Origin of the sequence: Flaviaesturariibacter aridisoli, assembly GCF_004343705.1 — a bacterium.
GTDB lineage: Bacteria > Bacteroidota > Bacteroidia > Chitinophagales > Chitinophagaceae > Flavisolibacter > Flavisolibacter aridisoli.
Genome location: NZ_SKFH01000010.1, coordinates 22147 through 46072 on the forward strand (window position 1 = coordinate 22147; position 23926 = coordinate 46072).

Below are 23926 nucleotides of genomic sequence, written 5' to 3' on the forward strand. Positions count from 1 at the left end.
CCGTCATTCCGAGCACAGCGAAGCAGCCTCTTCCGTTACGCGAATACTACCGCACTGAAAGCGATTTCGATTCAATTCTCCGCTGGCCGGGACCATTCCTTAGACTGGGGAGCTTGCTTCGCGGCGCTTTCAAGGACGCCAAAGGCGTCGCACAAGCGACGCCTTTGGCTATTATCTGTGCGATCCGCGTGCTAGTACGAGGGGCACTTGTACGACTGGAGGTTCCAGCTCAGGTAGATGATCGCCGTGGCAAACTGGTCTTTCTGCTTCGAAATGCCGCGCTGCACGCCCTTGGCGCCGATAGGAGTACCGGTTTCGTAGGAGCGGTCGCTCAGCAGCTGGCCGGGCGAAGGCGTTCCGTCGGGGTTGGGCGGAAATACCGACGACTCCACGTAGGTCTTGCTCACATCGTCGAGGTAATCGGTGTTCGTGAAGCGGTGCACGATCTCGAAGCCGATGTTCATGCGGTCGTTGAGGTTGTATTTGATGCCTACGCCCAGCGGGAGCGAAAAAGCCATCGTGCTGTACGGCTTGCGGTCCGGGTATTGGGTGCTGCCCTGGCCCTCGGTGCCGAGGGTGCGCAGGTAATACTTGTCGCCGTTCAGGTAGGCAAAGGGGTCGTAGGTGAACACGCCGAGACCAAAGGTGACATACGGGGTAAAGCGCGTATTCTCGTTGTACGGCATGAACTTGTAGAAGTTGAAATCGCCCTGCAGCGCCAGCTCCCACACATTCGTGTTGAAAGAAAGGTTGCGGCGGCGCATGTATTCGTTGCGCTTGTTATACACGTCGGAATAACCCAGGCGGGCATAGGCCGCGCTGACCCGCAGGGCCACGTAGTTGCCGAAATTCTTACGGAAAAAACCCATGGCCGCGAACTTGGGGCGGTTGATGTTGGCGCGCGTGTTCAGATCGCCGAAATAATGGGCGGCGCCGATGCCGAAACCGAACTCTCCTTCCTGCACATACCCTTGCTGCGCTGACGCTCCGAAGGGAAGGCCAAAAGCAAGAACAGCCAATGTTTTTCTCATAAGGTTTGCAAATTAAGTTTTTCCTGAAGGCAATAACGCAGGAACCGGCGATTTCTTGTGTGCGTACAGGGCTAAGGTGCCGGAATCCTTCCTGGAGGTACGAAGAACAAAACCGGGCCCAACTCCTCCTTTCGGTCCGGAGGGGTGCCGGGCGTCACGCGCCGCCGGGGTTGCGCTTATCGAAGCCCCAGCTGAGCTTGTTGCGCAGGGTTTGCAGGAAGTTGTTTTCTGTAAGACGCACGAGCGAGATGCCGAAAGTTTCCTTCCGTACGGCCAGCTGCACGCTTTTGTGCACGATCTCGCGGCGGGCGTCGAGGGCCACGATGATGTCTTCGGAGCGGCTCTCGATCTCGAACGACAGGATGGTACTGTCCGGGATCACGATGGAGCGCACGTTGAGGTTGTGCGGTGCAATGGGCGTGATCACGAAGGAACCAGAGTCGGGGAACACCACCGGCCCCTGGCAGGAGAGCGAGTAGCCCGTGGAGCCCGTGGGCGTGGCCACGATAAGGCCGTCGGCCCAGTAGGTGTTGAGCAGTTCGCCGTTGATATAGGTGTGGATCTTCACCATCGGCGACACGTCGCGCTTGTGGATGGCGAACTCGTTGAGGGCGTAGGGAATATCGTGAAACAGCGGCAGCGAGGCGTCGAGGTGGATCAGCGAGCGGTTGTCGATGATGTAGGACCGACGCGAGAGGGCCCGCATCGCCTGTTGCATTTCCTCGCGGCCGATGGAGGCGAGGAAGCCGAGGCGCCCGAAGTTTATGCCGGCAATGGGAATACCCTTGTCGCGCACCAGCGTGGCCGTGTCCAGCAGGGTGCCATCGCCGCCGAGGGAAATGATGAATTCGATGTCGTCGGCCAGCTCTTCGGAACAACTGAAGGTGGCCAGGCCATCGGGGAGTTTTATCTGGGCGCGCAGCGCTTCGTAGAACTCGCGGAAAACCACGGGCACGATATGCTCCTGCTGCAGCTCCTCGAAAAAGAGCTGAATATCCGTAAGGTGGCCCAGATCCAACACCCGGCTATAGATCGCAACTTTCAAAGGCCTAAATTCTGTTTGGTTACCAACGATTCCTGTCGTGTAAATATAGGCCGTTTTGCCCGTTCCCGTTGAAGGTGCACTCGATCCGGAACGTGAAGTCGTAGAACAGCACGAGGTCAAGGCCGATGCCCGCAGAGTGGAGCAGCTGGTTGTTGAGAAAGTTCGTTCCCGGGTCTTCGTTATAGATATAGCCCGCGTTAGCGAATGCCTTCACATAGGCCTTAATGGGGATGTTGGCCAGCTGCGGGAAGCGCTTCCAGCGGATGCCCACCTTACGGTCTACGATGCGGCGGTGAATGGACGCTTTCACGAAGCCGCCGGCCACGCCGTCGATGGTGTAGGGCTCATAGCCTTGCATAAACACATCGCCGCCGCCGGCAAAGGTCTGCAGGCGATAGGGCTGGTGAAAGGGCAGCTTGATCAGGCCGGTGGCGCGGAAGTTCACGAACGATTTTTCCGTCAGCGGGCGGTACCAGGAGGCCCGGGCGCGCATCTGCCACAGGTTGATCGGGCCGCCATCGAGGCCGCGCTTCTGCAGCAGCAGCTCCCCTTCCAGGCCGCGCGTGGGGTAGGGTGCATAGTCCAGGTCCTGGTAGGTCATCTGGTACGATAGCTCCGCATACTGGGCCCGCGCCAGGTTGTGAAAGAAGTTGCTGTTCGACTTGCCTACGGTATCGCGGAAGCTTTCGTCGTTCCAGGCGATGCCGAAGTTGTGCCGCGTTTTGATGGCGGGGCGATAGCTGACCGAAGCCTGCAGACGCGTGTAGGAATAAAGAAAGCCGTTGTCGCCGTGCAGCGCCTTTTGCTTGTTGTATTCGGTTGTATACACCACGTCGCGCTGCTGTCCCATCTGGAAGGCCAGGTTGGCGGTCCAGCGGAGTTGGTAGTCGAGGGGCAGGCCTTCGTATACGATGCTCAGCTCTTTCTGGTAGCCGTTGAGGAGGTTGATCGACAGGCGGTCGTTGAGGCCCGTGAGGTTCTTGTGCTTGATGTTGACGCCGTAGCGCAGGTAGCCCGCAGGCATGCCTTCCTGGAACCATTGCTGGTAAGATTTGCCCACCACGTCGAGCACGGGCATCGGGATAAAGTACCAGCGTTCTTTGACGGAAACGAGCACGACGGCTTCGGCGCCTTCGGTGCGCTCCACGCCGACGACCACATCAAGAAAAAGCCCGGTGTTGAGCAGCCGGGTGCGGGCTTCCTGGCAGCGGGCCATGAGGTCGGCCAGGGTATAGCGCTCGCCTTGCTGGATGGGCAGCTCACGCAGGATGATCACTTCGCGGGTGTGCTTGTTGCCTTCGAGCTCGAAGTCGGCGACCGTATAAATACCGGTAGTGTCCGCATGCGGCACCTGCTCCTTCGTGGAGAAGAGGATCGACTCGCCGGCCAGCGCCAGTTGCGCCGACGCCGGTAAGGCGGCCGTCAGCAGGAGGGCCAGGAGGATGGAGAACGTGCGTATGGACTTTCCGGTTAGCATAACGGGTAGAACCCTGCCATAACCTATACGAAATGCATACCGGAAAATAAACGTCCTGTTAAAAAACGTTGTTTCTTTTCGTCGTTTCAGCGGGCGCAGCGCGCAATCGTAGAGGAAGAAAGGCCGAGAAAGGGAATAAGGTACGCCGTAAAAGCGAATCCCGGCACATTAGCCGGGATTAAAATTTGAGATAGCTCATCAGGTGGTCGTAGTTCCGCCGGAGTTCGTTCTGATACATTTCCTCCCCAAAGTAGTATTTGACGTTATACTCATAGCGCTGCAGCGTGCTGATGATATCGGAGATCTCTACCTTGCTCACGCGGATGGTTACCTGTAGCAGGCCCGTTTCGGGATCGGCGAAGGAGTTGAGCTGCGTGATCTGCGCGTCGCTCGATTCGATAATGCGGTTGATCTCGTTGAAAGCGTAGGCCTTGGGCTCCATTTCGAGCACGATGAGGCCGCCGGGCTGGTCGAGGCTCATGAACTCGGAAGCGTTGCGCAGCAGGTCGTTATAGGTAACGATACCGAGGATGTGCTTTTCCTCGCCGATCACGGGTACCACGCTCAGCTTGTGCTGCACGGCTACCTGCACGGCTTTCAGGAAGTGGTCGTTGGCCTGAACGGCGTTGCCGCCGTCGGAGATGGGCAATTGCTTGAGCACATCGTCTTCATCGATATGGAGGAGCTGTTCTTCCGAAACAATACCCAGGTATTGGTTCTCATCCACGATGGGCAGGTGCGCCACGTGGTAGTCGTTCATCAGCTGAAGGGCATGGAATACCTTGTCGTCCAGGTGCAGGTACGGGATGGAGTTCGATATAAGGTCTTTGGTCAACATAGGTTATGCCCTTTCGGTATAGACAACGATCAACCGGCAACAGTTGCCGGCTGGGCGCGCTTTTGCAAAAATTTATCGAGGATCTCGTTGAACTCCTGCGGCTGTTCCATCATCGGGGCATGACCGCACTTGTCGATAAAATGAAGCTCGCTGTTGGGTATGAGGCGATCGAATTCGCGCGCCACGAAGGGCGGTGTGATGGTGTCGTTGTTGCCCCAGATGAGCAGCGTGGGCTGCTGGATCTGGGTGAGCTCGTCGCCGAGGTTGTTGCGGATGGCGCTCTTGGCGAGGGCAATGATCTTGATGACCTTCAGGCGGTTGCGGGTGATCTCGAAGACTTCGTTCACCAGTTCATCGGTGGCCGTCTTGGGGTCGTAGAAGGTGAGCTCGGTTTTTTTCCGGATGTAATCGAGGTCGCCGCGCTTCGGGTAGGAGTCGCCCATCCCGTTCTCGAAAAGGCCGGAAGAACCCGTCAGGATCAGCGACTTGATGCGCTCGGGGTGCTTGAGCAGGTGCACGAGGGCCACGTGGCCGCCGAGGGAGTTGCCCAGCAGGTGGATGTTGGAATAATTGCGCGCCTCGATGAACTTGTGCACGTGCTTGGCCAGGCCACCCACACTGGTATGCAGGATGTCCAGGTCGAACAAGGGCAGTATCGGCACAACGACCTTATAAGAGCCGCGGAAGTACTCAATGACATCGCTGTAATTGCTCAGGCCTCCAAACAAACCATGCAGCAATACCAGCGGCTCGCCGGCTCCTTCCTCGATGAACCTGAATTTATCCTGTTGTTTTACTTCGTACTGCATCTGCTTATCTCTGTTCGCTAAAATAACTCATTTACCTAAAAGACACGAATTGTACCAAGATCGTGAGGCGTGAAGCGTCAGGCGTGCGATAAAGGCGCGTTCACGGTTCACGCCTCACGATCACGGCAAATATAACTGTCTGTGCCTTTGCGGTGCCCGGGGGAAATTTCCGAAATCAGGAAGCTTTCTGCGCCACGCCGCCAAAGAAGGCCGATAGCTCGTCGAACAGGTGCCGGAAAAAAGGCAGCACAGCACCGAGGCCGCCGATGATCTTCGGCGCCAGGGGCTGCAGCACGGGCCATGTGACGGAACTCTTTTTAAGATCGTCGCGCAGCAGGTGCAGGCCGTCGGCCCAGAACAGCAGGATGCTGAAGACAAACCCGTACAGCAATGCGTAAAACAGCACGCCGCCGAGCTTGTTGGCCCAGCCGAGGAGCACCACGTTGAGCGCTCCTTCAATCAGCTTCGCACCGAGGCGCACCAGCAGCAGCACACCTACGAACACGAGCGCGAAGGCCAGCACCGGCAGCCAGCGCGCCGACACGTTGGTACTGCTACCGAGGTAAGCCGCCACCACCGCACTGAGCTTCAGCGCCGCCGCCAGCCCGACCACGAAAGCGAGAAAAGAAAATACGGCCAGCACCAGCCCCTTCTTCAAACCTTTGAAGAGGGCGAGGACAATAAGTGCCAGCACAATGATATCAATACCCATAAGCCCACCCCCGGCCCCTCCCGAAGGGAGGGGAGCCGGGAGCCTTTGTTTTTTTGTTTGGAGGAATGCGATTCCCCTCCCTTCGGGAGGGGTTAGGGGTGGGCTGCGAGGAGCTCTTTCACAGCGGCTGAAATCGCCTTGCCTTCGGCACGGCCGGCGAGCTGCTTGGAAGCAACGCCCATCACCTTGCCCATATCGGCCGGCGAGGTAGCGCCCACCTGCGCAATGATCGCGCGGAGCTCGGTTTTCAGTTCTTCTTCGGAAAGCTGCTGCGGCAGGAAGGTGGCGATCACGTCGATCTCCTCCTGCTCTTTCTGCGCCAGGTCGGCGCGCGCCTGCTGCGCGAAGATCTCGTGGGCGTCGCGGCGCTGCTTCACCATGCGCTGCAGCAGGGCCACTTCCTTGTCTTCGGGCAGCACACCGCCGGCGCCCGGCTCGGTCTTCGCCTTGATGATCTCGGCCTTGATGGCGCGCAGCGCGCGCAGGGCCGGCTCGTTCTTGCTCTTCATGGCCTCTTTCATCTGGTCCATGATCTGTTGCTCTAATGCCATAGAATGCGTTTATTCGTTAATTGGTCTATTGGTTAATTGGTAAGCCTGTTACCTACCAACGTTCCTAAACCTCACAAAACCTTTCAAAACTTCGCAAAGCCTTTACCCGGCTTTATTGTCTCTCATCTGCTGATTCGAATCGGCTAATTGGGCAGTCTGCCGATCTGCTAATAATATACAGCCAAGTTGGTACCACGCAGGGATTAGTCCATCAGCAGACCATATCAGCAGATTAACTCGCTTTATTGTCCTTCATCTGCTGGTCCTGGAACTTCTGGTAGAAGCTTTTGGCGAAGGCTTTCATCTCGCCCACGAGCTCCTGGTTCTGGGTGGCGCGGCCAAAGGTGTCGGCCATCGTCATGAGGGTCTGGTAGTAGAAGTCGCCCATTTCGTCCACCATCATTTTCTGTGTCCAGAGGTCGATGCGGAGGGCGCTTTTGTCGGCGCTGTCCCAAAGGGAAAGAATCATGGCCTTGGCGGCCTGCGGCACCGAGGCGGTGCTTTCGGTGGCCTGCCATTCGATGTGCTCGGGCACGCGGCTCTCGTCGAGCGTCACGTCTATGCTGATGGTGGATTTCGGCATGTGGGGAAATTTGCGCGAAGGTAAGGCATCAGCGGGCTGGGCGGCAACCCTCAGGGCGCCACTCCTTCGCCGCGCGCCAGCTTTTCGTAGAGCCGGATCGCTTCGTCCGACTGGTTCTCGGCCGCCACCTTGATGCGCGCGCGTTGAATAAGGTCGGTGCCGATGGCGTGCAGGTAATGGGTCATCTCCCATACGCGCAGCTGCAGGTCTGCCAGCAGCGGGCGCAGCGAAACGTCGGCGCCTTCGAGGGCCGTGCCATAGGCCGTGGCCTGCAGCAGGCTGTCGAGCCGCAGGGCCGCCGACTGCACCCGGTTGAAGCGCTCGCGGTACCAGGCATAGCGCTGCCGGTACGCTTTCAGCAGGTGCGCAGACAACTGCCGGCGCTGCTCATTCAGCAGGGGCAGCATCGCCCCCGGGTCGCTCATCTCCACCGTGGCATCCGACCCGGCCATCGCTTTCACCAGCTTCAGGGGCACTTCCGCCTGCTTGCGGGCGAAGGTCCGGTTCAGGGTTTCGAGCTCCTCGTCGCGGCGCGACAGCAGGGCCAGGGGTCCGTCCTTCAACATATCGCTATGAAAGGCTGGCCAGTTGAGCGATCGTTCGATATCGAGCAGGCTGCGCAACTGCGCGGAGGCCGCGGCGCTCAAGCCGCCGGGGCGGCTCCAGGAAAGCTTTTGCGAGGCCAACAGCGGCCGGTCCTCAAAGAGCAGGGTAAACAAGGCGAGCCGCCCTTCTGCGCCGAGACCCTGTTGCCCGCGGCGGTAGCGGTCGAGCAGCTGGCGCTCATCGGCACTAAAGGCGGAGGCTGGCTGGCCAAGACCTTCGCGAAAGCGTTCGTGGAAACGCGCGCGCAGGCTCGTCATCGGCTGGTGGATGATTTGATACGATGCGTCGAAGCTGCTTTCCGTGCCGTTCATCGATGGGAATGCCGCAGCCGTTTCATCCAGGCTCTCTTTGGGCAACGGCGCATTGTCGAACCACGATGAAAAAGAAGCCGCCACCGGTTGCTGCGCGGCTGCAGGACATGCGTAGACGAGGCACCCTGCCAGGGCGCATACTAATAAATGCTTCATAAACAGGTTGCGGTTAGCGTTTGATGAATTCCACGCGGCGGTTCTTTGCCTTGCCTTCGGCCGTCGTGTTGGGCGCAGCCGGCTGCGTTTCCCCTTTCCCGTCGGTTTCGAAGCGGGCGGCATCAATACCGTACTGGGTGCTCAGTGCCGCTTTGACGGCCGCCGCGCGGGCTTTCGAGAGCGACAGGTTCTTTGCGTCGTCGCCATCACTGTCGGTGTGGCCCACGATCTTCACACGCACGGCGGCGTTCTCCCGCAGCACCTGCGCGATGCCGGCGAGCACGCCTGCGCTTTCGGGTTTGATCGTGTCGGAACCGGTGTCGAACAGGATGCCGCTGGTGCTGAAGCGCCCCTCGGTGATCAGCCTGGTCCGCAGGTCGGGCGCGCCTTCGGCCAAGCGGAAGTGGGACACATAATAGCCGGTGGCCTCTTCGCCATAAGGCGAGTCGCCGGTGCTGAAGCCGATGCGGTTGAAGCCCGCCGCCTCGGGCAGTGCTTGCGGCATATCGAAGATCTTCTCGCCGTTGATCCAGAGACGCAGGCGTTCCTTCTGCACCCACAGCGCGATGTGTATGCGCTTGTCGACAAGGCTGCCGAGGGCGGGCAGCTCCTTGCCTTCCTTGCTGAAGTAATGATTGTTGGGACCGTCCACGAAGAGGCTGATGCGCGAGCTTTCGTCGGGATAAGGAGCGATGGCGAAGCGCACATCGGTGCTGGCATCGCGGGCGGTGCCGAAATAGCGGCGACCCTTTTCATCGCCGGGCGCCACGCTGAGCAGGTGCAGGTTAAACAACGGGAAGTTGGAGTTCATTTCGTTGGGTGGCAGGTGGAGCACAAGATCGAATTCGGCGGTGAAGTTGGCGGGCAACCCTTTGACGTAGGGCGATAAAAAGCGGCCGTCCTTGAAGAGGCGCAGCCACCTGCCGTCGAAGCCTTCGATGGCAACCGTCTCGCCGCGGTTGTCGGTGCACCAGCCCACCGGGAACTCACCAATCACCTCTTCCGCAAAATCCTCGGCATACACGATGTGCTCGCCGGGCACGAAGTCGTAGCGCGAGTAGCTTTTGAACGTTGTAGCGGGCGACTTCGCAGCTTGGTCGGTGGAAGGCTGCGCGGGCTTTGCCGGCGTACCGTCGCCGGTAGCGGCGTCGCCTTTCTTTACTTCATGGGCGGCGGCGTTCTCCGCGCCATCGAGCGCCCGGTCGATGCCCTGGTCGATCTTCTGGTCGGCGCGGGCCTTTGCCTTTTGCCTGACGCGATCGAGCAGCGATTGACTTTGAGCAAGTGCGGGCAGCGCGAGCAGCGCCACGAGGAGGAACTTTTTCATGCAGTGGTCTGATATGTGCCCCTGAATACGGCAGCGTGCAGGCAGGGTTGCCCGGGCCGCACCGTACTACTACGGATAGCTGCATGAACTGGCAAAAGCGGCGATGAGTTGCCGCAACCGCTTTCGTCTTCCTGCAAAGACTGCAGGTCGATAACGTAGCGGGTGAGCTGCGCATGCAGGATCAAATCGTTACGATGGGGGCGCGCTTTTCCCTTTCAGCATTCCGTCTTATCTTACGGGTACCCAAAACCGACGCTATGCATCCCGATCTGGAACTCCTGCAGGCCGAAAACCGTCGCCTCAGCCACCTGGTGGCCGCCCTCGCCGAGAAAAACCTGCGGCTGGAGGAGGCGCTGAGCCGCCACGATGGACCACAAACACCCCTGCACATCCCGGTAAGCAGCCTCCACGTACCCGCCACCGAACTACCCGTCCCAACAAGCCCGGTGACCGGGCTGTCCACAGAAGTGACCGTCCCCACAAACCAACTAGCCGGAACCTACAGAGAAGCGCCCGTCCCATCGGGCCAGCTCCCTGTACCCGCGAGCGAAGTCGCCGTCCCGTCGGTCCCGCTCCCCGGGCGCTCCGGCCCTGTCGGCGTCCCCACAGACCCGCTGACCGCCGCCGCGCAGCTGCCGCCCGACCTTCAATTGCTGTGGGAGCGCACCTGGGGCGAAGCGCAGTACCGCGCCCGCCTGCTCCGGCTCTACGAGGCAAAGCTCCCGGAGGAGGCCGTATGTGCGGCCCTGCGCCACGGACCGATGGCGGGCTGCCGCGAAACGCACGTGGCCGACGGTGCCCGCCTGCTGCTCTGGCTCTGCGGACAGGCGCCCGAGCGGGTGTCGTATGCGCGCCTGCACAGCGTTACCGGCCTCACCGACAGCGGCAACAACAAGCTCCTCGCCTCCCTGCGCAAACGTGGCCTTATCCGTTGGAAATCGTTCCAGGTATACGAAGTAGCCGAAAAAGGGGCCCTGTTGCTGGAGGGGCTGCTTCTCCTGCCGTAAGAGAAGAACGCGGATTTTTATGATGATTCAGATCGACGCGGATTTTATACGTGCGCCTGCAAATCATAACCAATCATTACGATCTTAATAATCCGCGTTCTTTCTCCCGTTGCCGCGCCTTGCGAAGCCACGACGGCCGATTCCCGTATCTTCCCCCCGTGCTTTACCGCATTCTCAAAGCCTACGCCCGGCTAACCATACGCATCTTCTGCCGCCATGTATTCGTGAACCGGCCCCAATGGCTGCACACGGAAGGCCCGCTGCTGCTGGCGGCCAACCACCCCAACTCCTTTCTCGACGGCATGATCCTCACCATCCTCCTCGACCGCCCGCTCTATTCGCTGGCGCGCGGCGACGCCTTCGGCCACCCGAGCCTCCGGAAGCTCATCGACCTGTTTCACCTGTTGCCCGTCTACCGCAGCTCCGAGGGCGCTGAAAACCTGGGCCAGAACTACAGCACCTTCGCCGCCTGCCGCGAGGTGTTTCGCCGGAACGGCATCGTGCTCATCTTCTCGGAGGGCGGCTGTGTGAACGAATGGAAGCTGCGCCCGCTGCGCAAGGGCACGGCCCGCCTCGCTTCCTATGCCTGGCAGGAAGGCATTCCGCTCACGGTGCTGCCGGTGGGCCTGAACTACAGCCCTTTCCGCAACTTCGGCAAGAATGTATGGATCCGCTTCGGCCGCCCCCTCGACCGCGCCACCGTAGAACGACAACCCAGCGAAGGACTGCAGTTCGGGGAGTTCAACCGCCAACTGCACGCGCAGCTCAATGGGCTGGTATGGGCGCTCGACGCGCAGGACCCGGAGGCGCTGAAAGAACGGCTCAGCGTTCCGCTGCCGCTGCCGGCGCGCATCGCGCTGGCACCCCTGGCTCTTGCCGGCACCCTGCTGCACGCGCCGCTGTATTTCGCGGTGAAGGGCTTCACCACCTGGCGCTTCAACAACGACCATTTCGACTCGGTGATGGTGGCCCTGCACCTGATTCTCTACCCGCTCTACCTGACGTTGCTGGCGGGGCTGAGCCTGCTTTGGTTCCCGGGCTGGGTGGCCGCGGCCGTATTTCTACTGCTGCCCCTGACGGCATGGTCCGCGGTGCAGCTGAAGCCACAAATAAGGTAGAGGAAAGCGGAAGAAGGGTCGGAACCGCGAAGAAAAAAAGAGAATAAGTGGTTTCGCGGTGAAAAATTGAATACACGCAAATCTTAGCGTACCATCTTCTTTTCTTCTTCTCTTCGCGGTGAAAAACTTTTTTTACTTCTATAACCTTTCTCTGAAAAATTGTCCTTCATGCAAGGTCTTCTGTAGCGCGCTGTGGCACTGTTTTCCCTGCATAAAAAGAATCGCCGGCCACGGCGGATCAAGACCATGAAAGTGGGCACCACGATCTTATTCCTTCTTCTCTGCTGCAACATCCTGACGGCACAGACCCCCTATCGCCTCGGCAGCAAGGTGGCCGACGTGGCCCTTTCGCCAGTACTCAACCGCAGCGAGCCCTCCACGCGCTTCGACAGCCTACGCGGACGGATCACCATTCTCGATTTCTTTGCTACCTGGTGCGTACCCTGCATCCGCGCGTTGCCACGCCTGCAGGAACTACAGGACAAAAACCCCGACGTGCTGCGCGTGGTGCTGGTGGCTACCGAGTCGCCGGCGAAGCTCCGCGCCTTCCTCGCCAAAAACCCGGTGCGCCTGCCCCTCGTGGCAGACAGTGCCGAAACCTTCAGCGCGCGCTTTGCGCCGCCTTCTTACCCGTATACGCTGGTGCTCGATTCGGCCGGCAACATTGTGGCCGTCACGGAGGCGGGGCTCATTTCCGACGCCGCCCTTTCCTACTGGCTCTCGAAAAACAGCGATGGGGCAACGGCCGGCAGCAGCGCCCCCACTGCTCCTGCGGCATCGGCGGCCGTGCCCGCTCCCAGCCGGCGCAGCGCCAACGCGGTGGTGCAGCTGTCGCAGGACTTCGTGTACGCCGCCCGCACCGGCGAGCCGATCGACGGGTACCTCAGCCGCCTGCGCAACCTCGCGCCCGCCGATCTCAAAAGCGCACTGCCCAACGACGATGCCCGGAAAGCGTTCTGGATCAACCTATACAATGGGTTTGTGCAGGCCTCGCTGCGTAAGGACCCTTCGCGCTACAACCGGCGCAAGGAGTTCTTTACCGACAAGACCTTCAACGTGGCCGGCCACGACCTGAGCCTCGACGACATCCAGCACGGCATCCTGCGCCGCTCGCGCACCCGCAGCGGTGGGGTAGCCTACATCCGCATTCCGCTGCCCGATGCCTTTGAAACAGCGCAGCGTGTAGACGAGGTCGACTACCGCATTCACTTCGCGCTCAACTGCGGCGCCAAGAGTTGCCCGCCGATTGCTTATTACAGTCCGGAAGATGTGAGCAAGCAACTCGATGTGGCCACGAACAACTACCTGCGCAACGAAGTGGTGAGCAGCCCCTCCGATAACATCGTGGACGTGCCCGCCGTCATGGGCTGGTACCGCAACGACTTCGGCGGCAAGCAGGGCATCCGGAAGCTGCTGCAGGAAAAAGGCCTGATCCGCGCGGGCGCCAAGCCCAACCTCCGCTTCCAGCCGTACAACTGGAGCCTCGAGCTGGATACGAAGATCCTGAACACCCCCGGCGGGTAATAAGGAAGCAAAGGGAAAAAGGGTCGGAACCGCGAAGAAAAGAAGTGAATAAGGTATTCGCTAAGATGAATGTATTCTTAGCGTAACCACTTCTTTTCTTATTCCCTTCGCGATTCAAAACCTTCTTTTCTTCGAAACCTTTCTCTCACCGGTAGGCCCCGGTTACCAATTAACTAATCAACCAATAGACCAATAAACAAACAAGCCCCGTCGGATCGACGGGGCTTGTTATCAGGTATAGGATCCAGCGCTCTTAGCCGAGGGCTACACGCTTGAAGTCGATCACTTTCAGGTCGCTGTCGACGCTCTTCAGGTAGTCGGCTACCGACTTCGAAGAGTCTTTCACGAAGGCCTGTGCGCTGAGGGTGCTTTCCTTGAAGAAGGCGTTGAGCTTGCCCTGGGAGATCTTCTCGAGCATTTCCTGGGGCTTGCCGGCCATCTTGGGATCTTGCTGGATGATGTCCATGATCACCGCTTTCTCGCGCTCGACCACGTCGGAGGGTACGGAGCTTTCGTCGACGGCTACGGGGTTCATCGCGGCGATCTGCATGGCGATGTCCTTACCGGCGTCGCCGGCGTCTTTGTTGAACGCTACCAGCACACCCATGCGGTTGGCGCCGTGGATGTAGGAAGCCACGTAGGGAGCTTCCACGCGCTCGAAGCGGGCAACACCGATCTTCTCGCCGATGGAGGCCAGCTTGTCGTTGATCAGGTCGGAAACTTTGGCACCATTCACGGTCACCTCGTTGAGTTCTTCGGCGCTCTTCACGTTGTTGGCAACGGCAGCGTCGGCGATGCTCTGGGCGAAGGCTACGAATTCGGCGTTCTTCGACACGAAGTCGGTCTCGCAGGAGATGGTCACGATGAAGCCGGTCTTGTTGTCGGCGGTGGTCTTGGCGATCACCACACCTTCCTTGGCTTCCCGGTCGCTGCGCTTGGCGGCCACTTTCTGGCCCTGCTTGCGCAGCCAGTCGATAGCGGCTTCAAAGTCGCCGTTGGTCTCGGTGAGGGCCTTGCGGCAATCCATCATACCGGCGCCGGTTGCCTGGCGCAGCTTGTTGATATCCTGGGCTGTAATCGTTACAGTAGACATGAGGGAAAAGTTTATAGTTTGTAGTTTGAAGTTTGTAGTTGGCGTTCGAAAGGGGAACACGAACTCTTCTTTCGAACCGGTATTAATACAATACAGTTCCGCAAATGCGGAACTGTATTGTTATAGAAAGATCTGTTAGAAAGAACTGTCGATCTAAGAAAGACGAATCGATCTAAGTGCCCCCTTTGGGGGACAGGGGGCTTTATCGGCCACCACCCGGGCGACGGGCGCCACCACCGCCACCGGCGGGCGTGCGACGACGCTGGCCACCGCCGGCGCCACCAGGACCGCCCTGGCCACCCTGGCCGGGACCACGGCCACCACGGCCGCCGCGACCACCTTCGGCCTGGGCTTCTGCCTCAAGGCGCGAAGCGCGCTTGTCGTTTTCGCCGTCAGCAGCTTCTTCACCGTCTTCGTCCTTGGCAGTCTGGCGCTCGGAGAGGCCTTCAGCAATGGCAGCGGTGATGTAGTTGGTGATGATCGCGATCGACTTGGTAGCGTCGTCGTTGCCGGGGATGGCGAAGTCAACCTTGTTGGGGTCGCAGTTCGTATCCACCACGCCGAACGTCTGGATGCCCAGGCGCTTGGCTTCGGCGAGGGCGATGTGCTCGTGGCCGATGTCTACGATGAAGAGGGCAGCCGGAACGCGGCCGAGCTGGGCGATACCACCCAGTACCTTTTCCATCTTGTCTTTATCGCGGCTCAGCGTCAGGCGCTCCTTCTTGGTGATGGAGTCGAACGAGCCGTCGGTCAGCATCTTGTCGATGCTTTGCATTTTCTTCACGCTCTTGCGCACCGTGTTGAAGTTGGTGAGCATGCCGCCGAGCCAGCGCTCGGTAACGTAGGGCATGGTCACGCGCTGGGCGCATTCGGTAACGATATCCTTCGCTTGCTTCTTCGTGCCCACGAAGAGGATCTTCTTGCCGCTGCGGGCGATCTGCTTCATGGCGGCAGCCGCTTCCTGCAGGTGCTCCGTGGTTTTGTTGAGGTCGATGATGTGAATGCCCTTCTTCTCGGCGAAGATGTACGGCAGCATCTTGGGGTTCCACTTCTTCTTCAGGTGGCCAAAGTGTACGCCGGCCTCCAGAAGCTGCTGTTGTAAGGAAGTGTTTTGTTCCATTTGTTTGAGTTTATCGCCGTCCCGCCTCGGGCGGAACAGAATATTGTTTTGAATATTTCAGATATTTCGCGGCTTTCCAACTCCCTCCCCCTCGGGGAGGGCTGGGATGGGGCCGTATTAGCGCTTGCTGAACTGGAAGGAACGGCGGGCTTTCTTCTTACCGAACTTCTTACGTTCCACCGAGCGGGGATCACGCTTCAGCAGGCCGGCGGCCTTGAGGGCGGGACGATACTCGGGGTTGATGTCGACCAGGATACGGGCGATGCCGAGCATAGCGGCTTCAGCCTGACCCTTCACACCACCACCGGCGGCGTTGATCTTGATGTCGAATTTGTCGGCAGCCTCAACGGTCTTCAGGGGACGCTCGACCTGGTTTTGCAGGTATACGAGCGGGAAGTAGGCTTTGTAGTCTTTATCGTTTACGGTGATGGCGCCGGAGCCGCGGGTGAGGAACACACGCGTTACAGCTTCCTTACGACGGCCAACACTGTTTCTTTGCTTTTCCATTTAATATGGGGTTTGCGGTTACTTAGAGTTTTTTACTCCCTCCCTCTCGGGGAGGGCCGGGGTGGGGCTACTTGCCGATCTTCAGTTCTTTCGGCTGCTGGGCGGTGTGCGGATGCTGGTTGCCGGCGTATACGTACAGCTTCTTGTACATCTTGCGGCCCAGGCGGTTCTTCGGCAGCATGCCTTTCACGGCGCGCTCGATCAGCACTTCCGGACGGCGCTTCAGGAGGTCCTTGGCGGTTTCTTCCTTACGGCCACCGGGGTAACCCGAGTAACGGTCGTAGAGCTTCTCGTCCATCTTGGCGCCGGTCAGGACAACCTTGTCGGCGTTGATCACGATTACGTTGTCACCGCAATCGACGTGAGGGGTGTAGTACGCTTTGTTCTTACCGCGCAGGATGGCGGCAATACGAGCGCACATACGACCCACGGTTTGATTGGTACCGTCCACAACATGCCAGTTGTGCTGTACGGTAGCCGCATTCGCATGCTTCGTTGTAAAATGTAATTTGCTCATGAAAAGAGGTTTTTGCTTCCTGCCCGGCCCCGTTGCCGACGCCGACAGTAGGCGTTTTTTTGAAAAATAAACCCGCAGGACCATCCTCCTGCCGGGCGCCCGCCACCCGCCAAAGCGGGCTTAAGGAGGCGCAAAGGTAGCCCGAACTTATCCACATAGCCAAGAAAAAGGACGTGTATTTTTACAGCCACCTTTGTAACTGGTTGAAAAACAATGGAAATTTTGGCACCTTTTGGAAGTCTTTAGGAATTACCCGGGGCATTACGAGGCGCGCTCGGGCCATTTTCACCCGGGGTGCAGGACGGCGCTGCGGTTTTTTTGAACGCAAAGACAAGGAGGGGGGACATTAGACGCAGAGGTTGGGAAGAAGCAAAGGGGGTGGCTAAAGGTTGCAATTGCTGACTTCCGTTTGAATACTCCTTTGCGTCAACATCGTAATTCAAGCGTCCCGCAGAGCGGGACCTGCGCGGAGGGCGTCCAAAAGGTTTCCGTCCCTACGAAACCCAAACGCTTACGCAAGACCACCTCGGAAATGGTCAATGCCCGTAGTTCTGCCGCCGCGGATGTCCTGCGCAGCAGGACGCTCGGCTTACGAAGAGCAGAGGCGTAGATGCCTGTAAAGCCGCCGCGGTTGAAGTTCACGAACGCCGCGGTCTCTGTGCGCCTCCGCGTTCAAATTGTTTCCTTCCTTTCTCCGCGTGGCAAAAAAGCGCTGATCCACGCACCATACACGAGGCACCCACTTACGGGAAAGGCCTTCCTTTTTTCGCGGCCGGGCTGTATTTTGCTGTTATCTCCTTATGCACGAACACCTCCCCTTCCTGCTGGCCCTCGTGGCCGCGATCGTCTTCCTCGAAATGCTGGCCACCCGCCTGCGCATCGCCTACCCGGTGCTGCTGGTGGTGGGCGGGCTGCTCCTTTCCTTTCTCCCCGGGCTGCCCCGCATGCGGGTAGATCCCAACCTGATCTTCTTCATCTTCCTGCCGCCCCTCCTGTTCGAGGCCGCCTGGAGCATCTCGCTCAAGGAAATGAAAAAGTGGTGGCGCATCATCGGCTCCTTCGCCTTCCTGGTGGTGTTCTTCTCGGCAGGGGCCGTGGCCGTGCTGGCCAACCACTTCATCCCCGGCTTTTCCCTCGCCCTCGGTTTCCTCCTCGGCGGCATCGTGTCGCCGCCCGACGCCGTGAGCACCGGCGCCATCATGCGTTTCGTGCGCATCTCGCGCAATACCTCGACCATCCTCGAAGGCGAAAGCCTCCTCAACGACGCCTCCTCGCTCATCATCTTCCGCTTTGCCCTCGTGGCCATCGGCACCGGGCAGTTCGTGTTCGGCGCCGCGCTCGCCTCCTTTTCGTGGATGCTGGTGGGCGGCGTGGGCATCGGCCTCCTCGCCGGCTGGGTCTTCATGCAGGTGCACAAGCGCCTGCCCACCAACGCCTCCTCCGACATCGCCCTGACCCTTATCGAGCCCTACTTCTTTTACTGGATCGCCGAGCAGGCCCACAGCTCGGGGGTGCTCGCCGTGGTCACGGGCGGGCTCTTTCTGTCCAACCGCCGCATGGAATTCCTGTCGGGCGAAAGCCGCATCCGCGAGTCCAACTTCTGGGAGGCCTTTATCTTCCTGCTCAACGGCATCGTGTTCATGCTCATCGGGCTGCAGCTGCCCGATATCGTGGCGGGCCTGCGCGCCCAGGGCGTGCCCCTCAGTACGGCCATCGGCTGGGGGGTGCTGGTCACCGCCGTGCTGATCGCCACGCGGATCGTCAGCTGCTACGCGGCGCTGGGAGCCACCCTCCTGTTCCGCCCGTCGGTGGCGCCCTCGCGCGACAACCCGCGGCGGATGTGGCGCCTGCCGCTGCTGCTCGGCTGGACCGGCATGCGCGGCGTGGTGTCGCTGGCGGCGGCGCTGGCCATCCCCGCCACCAGCCCCGCCGGCGGCCCGTTCCCGCAGCGCAACCTCATCCTGTTCATCACCTTCGTGGTGATCCTCCTGACGCTGCTGCTCCAGGGCCTGACGCTGCCCACCCTCATCCGCCGCTCGAAGCTTTTTCACAACGAAGACGAGATCCCCGAAGAAGAAGCCCGCCGTAAGGTGCACAAAAAGGTGGCGCACTTTACCGTAGACCTGCTGCGCCGCAAGCAGGAACAGGGGCAGTGGAGCGACCCGCACCTGCAGCGGGTGCTCCGGCAGTGGGAAACGAAGCTGGCGCTGCCCGAGAACCTCGCCATGTCGCCCAAGGTGAAGCAATGCTACATCGAGCTGCTCGAGCGCCAGCGCGGCTTCGTGGCCTCCCTCAACCGCTACCCCGACCTCGACGAGCGCGTCATCCGCTGGCAGATCTACCAGATCGATTTGGAGGAGGAGCGGATCAAGCTGCTGTAGCGCCATGCCTGCATCCGGGTCCCCGGAATGAAGTCCGGGGCAATAAACAGGAAGCCGCTACGCGGCTGCGCAGCAGCAGACGACCGATCTTTCAAATCGTTTTTACCCCCTTTCGCATGCGGCGGAAGCCATTACAAATGATATTCTTCCCTTCTGCATGCGGCGGAAAAGACTGTTTCCTTTCTTCAGCAAGTCTAATCAACCTTTTCCACCCCCACAACCGTATAAATACGGAGTTTTCTGGCCAAGGTCTTTAGCAAAGGGCGGGTGCCGAAAAGCCCGGCCGGTTGCTTGCGGACCGCGCGGCCCTGTCTTTTCCACTCAGGCAACAGCCGGCTGCACTTTCAGGATAAAGGCAATGAGCTCTTCGAGCGGAATGCCGGTGCGGGCGCGGGCGTCCTCGATGTCTTCCCGATTGACCTGGGCGGCGAAGGAGGGCGTTTTGAGCTTCTTCAACACGCTTTTCACGTCCATGCCTTCGTAGCGCGTGGGGCGGATGAGCGCGGCGGCATGGATGAAGCCCGACAGCTCGTCGAACACGTAGATCATCTGGTCCATCTTCGATACGGGCTCCACGCCGAAGTGCTTCGGTCCGTGCGACGCGATGCACCGGATGACGGCCGGGTCGATGCGGCGCCGCTCGAGTTCTTCGATGATCTTGCGGCAGTGCTGGTCGGGCCACTGTTCCCAGTCGGCATCGTGGAGTACGCCGGCGAGCCACCATTTGTGGGCCTCGGACCCGGGAAGCCCCTCGCGTTCCAGCGCCCAGGCGCGCATCACCGCGCCCACCTGCTTCATGTGCAGGCGGAGGCGCTCGTTGGGTACCCAGCTGTGGAGCAGCTCCAGCGCCTCGTGGTCGGAAAGAACGTTCCCCGCGTTGGCCGGGTCGCCGAATTCGGTAGGGTTCAGGTTCAGACTCATGGGGTTTGTGGTTTGTTGTTTGTAGTTTGTGGTTGGGGAACGACCAATTCTTTGCAACTTAACCGCGCATCGCGGAACTACAAACCACAAATTCCAAACTCCAAACGATTTGGACGATAAACGCTGTTGCTATTGCGGGCGGGCATTCAACCACCACGTGATCCCGACCATCGATCATCTCATTCCGCAGTCGAAGGGCGGGGCCAAGACGGCTGCCAACAAGCGCCGCTGCTGCCGCGCGTGCAATACGCAAAAGAAGGCCCTGATGCCCCACGACTTCCTGGCCTACCTGCAGGGCGAATACGACCGTGCGGGCAGGGCGGCCACGGCCCGCAACCTCCTCGAAAAGATCGCCCATACCCGCGAGGTGGTCCACTACGTCAACAGCGCCGGCCCGGCGGTGTTCCGCACCGAAGCGGATTATTTGTGGTTCAAAAGGAGATACCTCAAATAATTTCAGATTTCGGATCGCAGATTCCAGATTTAGGACCCTGTTTCCCTCATTGACGGGGCATCCCTGAATCCGAGATCTGAGATCTGGAATAAAAAAAGCGCCCCGAAGGGCGCCTTTTTCCTGCTTGTACTATAAGGCTTATTGAATCGTAAAGCGACCCGAGGCGTTGGAGCCGGGGGTAACGCGCTGCGCCAGGTTCAACCGGATCGTGTAGGTGCCCGTGGTAGCGGGTGCCTTGAAGTTCGAGTCGTACGTATTCGGCGTCGTATTGTCTTTGTAGCCAAACTCACCGCCGGCGGAGATGCCCGCAACGGTGTTGTCTTTCAGGGCATACTTCTGGTCCCAGCTGCCGGCGATGGGCAGGATGAGGAACTCCTGGCCGCCCTGGAGGGTGGTGGTCAGGGTATACTCCGACGAGTTGATGCGGGTGAAGGTCTGCGTGGCCGGGGGCGTGCTGGAGTTAGCCCAGCCATCGCCGGTGGCGGCGCCCGTTACGTAAAAGTTGGGGGTAAGCATGCCCGTCCACGGGGTGATCGTATAACGGCCGGTCTGGAAGTCGAGCTCGATGCGGTAGTAGCCGGTCGTTGCGGGTGCCTTGAAGTTGGCGTCGTAGGTGTTCGGCGTGGAGGGGTCCTTGTAGCCGAAGGTACCCGAGGAGGCTACGCCGGCCACGGTGTTGTCGGCCAGGGCGTACTTCTTGTTCCAGTTGCCCGACTCCGGCAGGATGAGGAACTCCTGGCCACCGGTGAGCAGGAAGATACCGGCCCAGGTGGTGCCATCGAGCTTCGAGAACTTCTGCTTCACGGGTGCGGGGTTGGCGTTAGCCCAGCCGTCGCCGGTGGCGGCGCCGGTGATCACGAGGCTGTCGGAAGCCGGAACGACCACGCGCGGCGGCGTGCGGTAGGGCGTCATCCGGATCGGGATCACGTTGGAAACGAGGCGCTCATTGTTGTTGTTGTACGAAGAGACGACGCGCGTCTCCAGGCTCACGGGCACGTTGAAGGCCCAGCCGCGGCTGAGCATCCAGGTGTTGAGGTCCTTGGCGGTGAAGTCGGCGGCGTTGCCGTTGATCACCTCGCGGCTCAGCGGGCTCGAGAAGTTCTTGCCTACCGAGTCGATCTCCACCACGTACTTGGTGGCCATGTTCACGGAGTAGTTGGGGTTGGTCCAGCGCAGCGACAGCACGGTGCGGAGCGAGTCGACGGCCTGGGGGGCCAGTACGACCGTGTTGGATTCCAGTTTCGGAGCGTTGCCGTTGGCCGCGGTGTCCACCACGTCCTTCTTGTCGCAGGCCGTCAGCAGCAGCGAGGCCAGCGCGAGCACGCCGAAGAATTTTGAGAACAGTTTCATAGCAATGTTTTGATTAGTGTGTTAAGCAGGGGTTACGGTGTAAGTACCGAGCTTGAAGTCAACGGTGATCTTGTAGTTGCGGGTGTCGTTCGGAGCCTTGAGGTCATTGCCACCGCGCTTGAATTCGTCGCCGTTGACGTTGTTGGCGTTGCCGCCGCCGGTGTAGCCGTACTTGTCACCCCAATCGCCGTACTGCGGCACGAGGAGGAAAGATTGGCCGCCGTTGAGCCGAACCGTCAGTTCATACTTGGTGGGCGACAGGCGGGTGAACTCCTGGGCAGCTACGGGGGCGTCGCCGCCACCCATCCAGCTGGCCGGGGTGGCCGAGCCGGTGATCCACAGGCGACCCGTTGTCGGGGGCGCTACTTTGGGAGGAATGTCGTAGGGCGTCACCTTGAAGGTCATCGTGTTCGACGACAGTTGGGCGGCGTTGTTGCCCATGTACGCGGTAAGGCGCACCTGGATCGTGTGCTGGATGCTGTCTTTCAGCTGCAGGCCCGTGTACAGGAGGTCGTTGAATTCTTCCTGCGTAAAGGATTTGCTGACGCCGTTGGTCACGGTCACCGTGCGTTTGCGCGGGTTGGTGAAGTTGGCTCCCAGTGTATCGACCTCCATACGGTAGGTCACCCCCTGCGAGGAGGCGCCCGTGTTGAAGCGGTAGTTGGGGTTCGTCCAGTTGAACGTGATGGCGTTGTTGCCGCGTACGTAGTAGTCCAGCGGGATCTGCGCGTTGTTGGCAACGGAGGCCGTCAGGGCCGGCGCCGTGCCTTCTTCGAGCACCGTCTGCGTTTCCTGCTTTTTGCAGGCCGTCAGACCCAGCACGAGGGCCGCGAAGGCGAGGTACAAAGATTTGAGTTTCATATAAACGAAATTAATTATTTATGGGAATTAATAGCCGGTATTCTGCGACAGGTTCGGGTTCGCCGTGCGGGCCTGCTGCGGGATCGGGAACAGGTTGTACTTACTGTCTACCGAGGTACCCGACTGCGAGCCGCCTTTCCACTGCCACAGGTAGGTGCCGGTGGTCAGCAGGTTGTAGCGCACGAGGTCGGTGCGGCGATGACCTTCCCAGTACAGCTCGCGGGCGCGCTCGTCGAGGAGGGCGCTGAGGGAGGGGAAGCCGGTGAAGTTGTTCGACGCGTTGCCGAAGGCGCGCTCACGGAGCTGGTTGAGGTAACCGAGGGCCGTGGTCTGGTCGCCGCCGGTGCCGCCGCGGGCTACGGCCTCCGCATAAATGAGGTACATCTCGGCCAGGCGGAACACGGGGAAGTCGTTGTCGACGAAGTTGCGGGCCTGCGCGTCCGAAACAGGAGCGCCGTCGGAGCGGATGTTGCGCCACTTCTTCGGCTGCACACCCTGCATGAACTGGCCTACGTCGTTGATATCGGGGTTCGACAGGTTGGCGAACAGGGCGCGCTTGTCGGAAGCACCGGTCGGGTCGGGAAACAGGTTCACGAGCTGGCGGGTAACGCGGTAGCCATACCAGCCGCCGGCAACGCCGTATTCAGCCGAGGCATTGTCGCCGCTGGGGGCGTGGATGAGGAACGAGGTGTTGCCGTAGTTCTGGGTGCGGGCACCGTCGCAGTTGATCGTATAGATGAACTCGCTCTTCGCCTTGTCGTTGTCGGCCAGGAACATACCGGGGTAGCTGGGATACAGCGTGTAGCCGGCGTCGATGACTTTCTTGGAGTAGGTGATGGCGTCGGTGTAGCGGGCCGTGCCGGTGTACACCTGGGCGTTGAGGTACATACGGGCAAGGAGGGCCCAGGCGGCGGCGCGGTCTACGCGGCCGTACTCGGCGCTCTTGGCGGCAGCCATGTCGTTCTGGATGGCCAGCAGCTCGTTCTCCACAAACGTGAAGAGGGCGGTGCGGCTGATCTCGGCGGGCAGCTGCGAGCCGCCGACCACGAAGTCTTCGGTAATGAAGGTCGACTTGCCGAACAGGTCTACCATGCACCAGTAGTTGAAGGCGCGGAGGAAGCGCACTTCGGCGCGGTTGCGGCGGATCTCGTCGGCGTCGGCACCGGAGATGCCGCGGCCGGACAGCTTGGCGTCGGACGACTCACGCAGGAACTCGTTGGCGAGGGCCACGTTGTAGATGAGGCGCGAATACAGCCCGTAGAGGAAGGGGTCGTTGGTGGTGAAGCGCAGACCGTGGAAGTCCTTGATGGTCTGGTCGTCCCACGACACGATGGCCTCATCGGTGGGCAGCTCCTGTGCGTTAAAGAAGCCGCGGATAAAGGGCGACTGGGAGCCTTCGTCGAGACCCTGGATGTCGGAGGAGCCGGCAGGACCGGAGTTGCCCGACAGGGCCATGGCGCCGTACACTTTGGCCAGCACCTGCTTGTAGCCGGCGGCGGTGGAATACACCTGCTCCTGGGTGAATTCGTTCTCAGGGAACAGGTCGAGCTTCTTGGCGCAGGAGCCCAGCAGCAGCACGGCGCTCATTCCGAGGAACAGCTTATTTTTTAGGGAGAACATTTTCATG

At 60.1% G+C, this 23926-nt stretch carries 23 protein-coding genes; 5 read left to right on the plus strand and 18 right to left on the minus strand.

Going from position 1 to position 23926, the window contains the following annotated elements:
- Nucleotides 1-191: 191 nt before the first annotated feature.
- The 10 genes from porG to E0486_RS08215 form a co-directional block, all read right to left on the minus strand.
- Nucleotides 192-1031: a type IX secretion system protein PorG gene (porG, locus tag E0486_RS08170; protein WP_131851669.1), complete on the minus strand. Its 840-nt coding sequence runs from the start codon at nucleotides 1029-1031 to the stop codon at nucleotides 192-194.
- 154 nt (nucleotides 1032-1185) lie between these two features.
- Nucleotides 1186-2076, minus strand: a complete 891-nt coding sequence (locus E0486_RS08175; RefSeq protein ID WP_131851670.1) for an NAD kinase — start codon at nucleotides 2074-2076, stop codon at nucleotides 1186-1188.
- A gap of 19 nt (nucleotides 2077-2095) precedes the next feature.
- Nucleotides 2096-3553, minus strand: a complete 1458-nt coding sequence (locus E0486_RS08180; RefSeq protein ID WP_131851671.1) for a BamA/TamA family outer membrane protein — start codon at nucleotides 3551-3553, stop codon at nucleotides 2096-2098.
- Nucleotides 3554-3731: 178 nt separating this feature from the next.
- Nucleotides 3732-4391, minus strand: coding sequence for a CBS domain-containing protein (locus E0486_RS08185; protein WP_131851672.1), 660 nt, complete (start codon nucleotides 4389-4391; stop codon nucleotides 3732-3734).
- A gap of 29 nt (nucleotides 4392-4420) precedes the next feature.
- Nucleotides 4421-5200: an alpha/beta fold hydrolase gene (locus E0486_RS08190; protein ID WP_131851673.1), complete on the minus strand. Its 780-nt coding sequence runs from the start codon at nucleotides 5198-5200 to the stop codon at nucleotides 4421-4423.
- 175 nt (nucleotides 5201-5375) lie between these two features.
- Nucleotides 5376-5912, minus strand: coding sequence for a CvpA family protein (locus tag E0486_RS08195; RefSeq protein WP_131851674.1), 537 nt, complete (start codon nucleotides 5910-5912; stop codon nucleotides 5376-5378).
- Nucleotides 5913-6004: 92 nt separating this feature from the next.
- Entirely contained in the window at nucleotides 6005-6463 is a 459-nt protein-coding gene (locus E0486_RS08200; protein ID WP_131851675.1) for a GatB/YqeY domain-containing protein, read from the minus strand.
- 232 nt (nucleotides 6464-6695) lie between these two features.
- Nucleotides 6696-7046 (minus strand): gliding motility protein GldC, encoded by a 351-nt coding sequence (gldC, locus tag E0486_RS08205; RefSeq protein WP_131851676.1) that lies wholly within the window; start codon nucleotides 7044-7046, stop codon nucleotides 6696-6698.
- A 50-nt stretch (nucleotides 7047-7096) separates the two neighbouring features.
- Nucleotides 7097-8119 (minus strand): hypothetical protein, encoded by a 1023-nt coding sequence (locus E0486_RS08210; protein WP_131851677.1) that lies wholly within the window; start codon nucleotides 8117-8119, stop codon nucleotides 7097-7099.
- Between the two features lie 13 nt (nucleotides 8120-8132).
- Entirely contained in the window at nucleotides 8133-9446 is a 1314-nt protein-coding gene (locus E0486_RS08215; protein WP_131851678.1) for an OmpA family protein, read from the minus strand.
- Between the two features lie 257 nt (nucleotides 9447-9703).
- Here E0486_RS08215 and E0486_RS08220 point away from each other — a divergent pair, with 257 nt between their 5' ends.
- From E0486_RS08220 to E0486_RS08230, 3 genes are all read left to right on the plus strand, one after another.
- Nucleotides 9704-10453 carry a hypothetical protein gene (locus E0486_RS08220; protein WP_131851679.1) on the plus strand — a complete coding sequence of 250 codons (750 nt, stop codon included), beginning with the start codon at nucleotides 9704-9706 and terminating at the stop codon, nucleotides 10451-10453.
- Between the two features lie 158 nt (nucleotides 10454-10611).
- The gene (locus E0486_RS08225; protein WP_165917244.1) at nucleotides 10612-11571 is read left to right on the plus strand and encodes a 1-acyl-sn-glycerol-3-phosphate acyltransferase; all 960 of its coding nucleotides are present in this window, start codon (nucleotides 10612-10614) and stop codon (nucleotides 11569-11571) included.
- 192 nt (nucleotides 11572-11763) lie between these two features.
- The gene (locus E0486_RS08230) at nucleotides 11764-13095 is read left to right on the plus strand and encodes a DUF547 domain-containing protein (RefSeq protein WP_131851681.1); all 1332 of its coding nucleotides are present in this window, start codon (nucleotides 11764-11766) and stop codon (nucleotides 13093-13095) included.
- A gap of 253 nt (nucleotides 13096-13348) precedes the next feature.
- On the opposite strand, the gene tsf is transcribed toward E0486_RS08230, so the two are convergent.
- The 4 genes from tsf to rplM all read right to left on the minus strand — a co-directional run bounded on the left by tsf (nucleotide 13349) and on the right by rplM (nucleotide 16332).
- Nucleotides 13349-14188, minus strand: coding sequence for a translation elongation factor Ts (gene tsf / locus E0486_RS08235; protein ID WP_131851682.1), 840 nt, complete (start codon nucleotides 14186-14188; stop codon nucleotides 13349-13351).
- 202 nt (nucleotides 14189-14390) lie between these two features.
- A complete protein-coding gene (gene rpsB / locus E0486_RS08240; protein ID WP_131851683.1) occupies nucleotides 14391-15308 on the minus strand; it encodes a 30S ribosomal protein S2 in 918 nt (305 codons plus the stop codon).
- A gap of 117 nt (nucleotides 15309-15425) precedes the next feature.
- Nucleotides 15426-15815 carry a 30S ribosomal protein S9 gene (gene rpsI, locus E0486_RS08245; RefSeq protein WP_131851684.1) on the minus strand — a complete coding sequence of 130 codons (390 nt, stop codon included), beginning with the start codon at nucleotides 15813-15815 and terminating at the stop codon, nucleotides 15426-15428.
- 67 nt (nucleotides 15816-15882) lie between these two features.
- Entirely contained in the window at nucleotides 15883-16332 is a 450-nt protein-coding gene (gene rplM / locus E0486_RS08250; RefSeq protein WP_131851685.1) for a 50S ribosomal protein L13, read from the minus strand.
- A gap of 800 nt (nucleotides 16333-17132) precedes the next feature.
- On the opposite strand from rplM, the gene E0486_RS08255 reads away from it, so the two are divergent.
- Nucleotides 17133-18713: a Na+/H+ antiporter gene (locus E0486_RS08255; RefSeq protein ID WP_131851686.1), complete on the plus strand. Its 1581-nt coding sequence runs from the start codon at nucleotides 17133-17135 to the stop codon at nucleotides 18711-18713.
- A 321-nt stretch (nucleotides 18714-19034) separates the two neighbouring features.
- On the opposite strand, the gene E0486_RS08260 is transcribed toward E0486_RS08255, so the two are convergent.
- Nucleotides 19035-19634: a hydrolase gene (locus E0486_RS08260; protein WP_131851687.1), complete on the minus strand. Its 600-nt coding sequence runs from the start codon at nucleotides 19632-19634 to the stop codon at nucleotides 19035-19037.
- A 109-nt stretch (nucleotides 19635-19743) separates the two neighbouring features.
- Here E0486_RS08260 and E0486_RS08265 point away from each other — a divergent pair, with 109 nt between their 5' ends.
- Nucleotides 19744-20088, plus strand: coding sequence for an HNH endonuclease (locus tag E0486_RS08265; RefSeq protein WP_165917245.1), 345 nt, complete (start codon nucleotides 19744-19746; stop codon nucleotides 20086-20088).
- 138 nt (nucleotides 20089-20226) lie between these two features.
- Here the strand turns inward: E0486_RS08265 and E0486_RS08270 are convergent, their stop codons facing one another.
- From E0486_RS08270 to E0486_RS08280, 3 genes are read right to left on the minus strand one after another with little or no spacing between them, the layout of a single operon-like run.
- Nucleotides 20227-21438: a SusE domain-containing protein gene (locus E0486_RS08270; RefSeq protein WP_131851689.1), complete on the minus strand. Its 1212-nt coding sequence runs from the start codon at nucleotides 21436-21438 to the stop codon at nucleotides 20227-20229.
- Between the two features lie 21 nt (nucleotides 21439-21459).
- On the minus strand, nucleotides 21460-22299 hold the full coding sequence (locus E0486_RS08275) for a SusE domain-containing protein (RefSeq protein WP_131851690.1): 840 nt from the start codon (nucleotides 22297-22299) through the stop codon (nucleotides 21460-21462).
- A 27-nt stretch (nucleotides 22300-22326) separates the two neighbouring features.
- Entirely contained in the window at nucleotides 22327-23919 is a 1593-nt protein-coding gene (locus tag E0486_RS08280; RefSeq protein ID WP_131851691.1) for a RagB/SusD family nutrient uptake outer membrane protein, read from the minus strand.
- Nucleotides 23920-23926 lie beyond the last annotated feature (7 nt).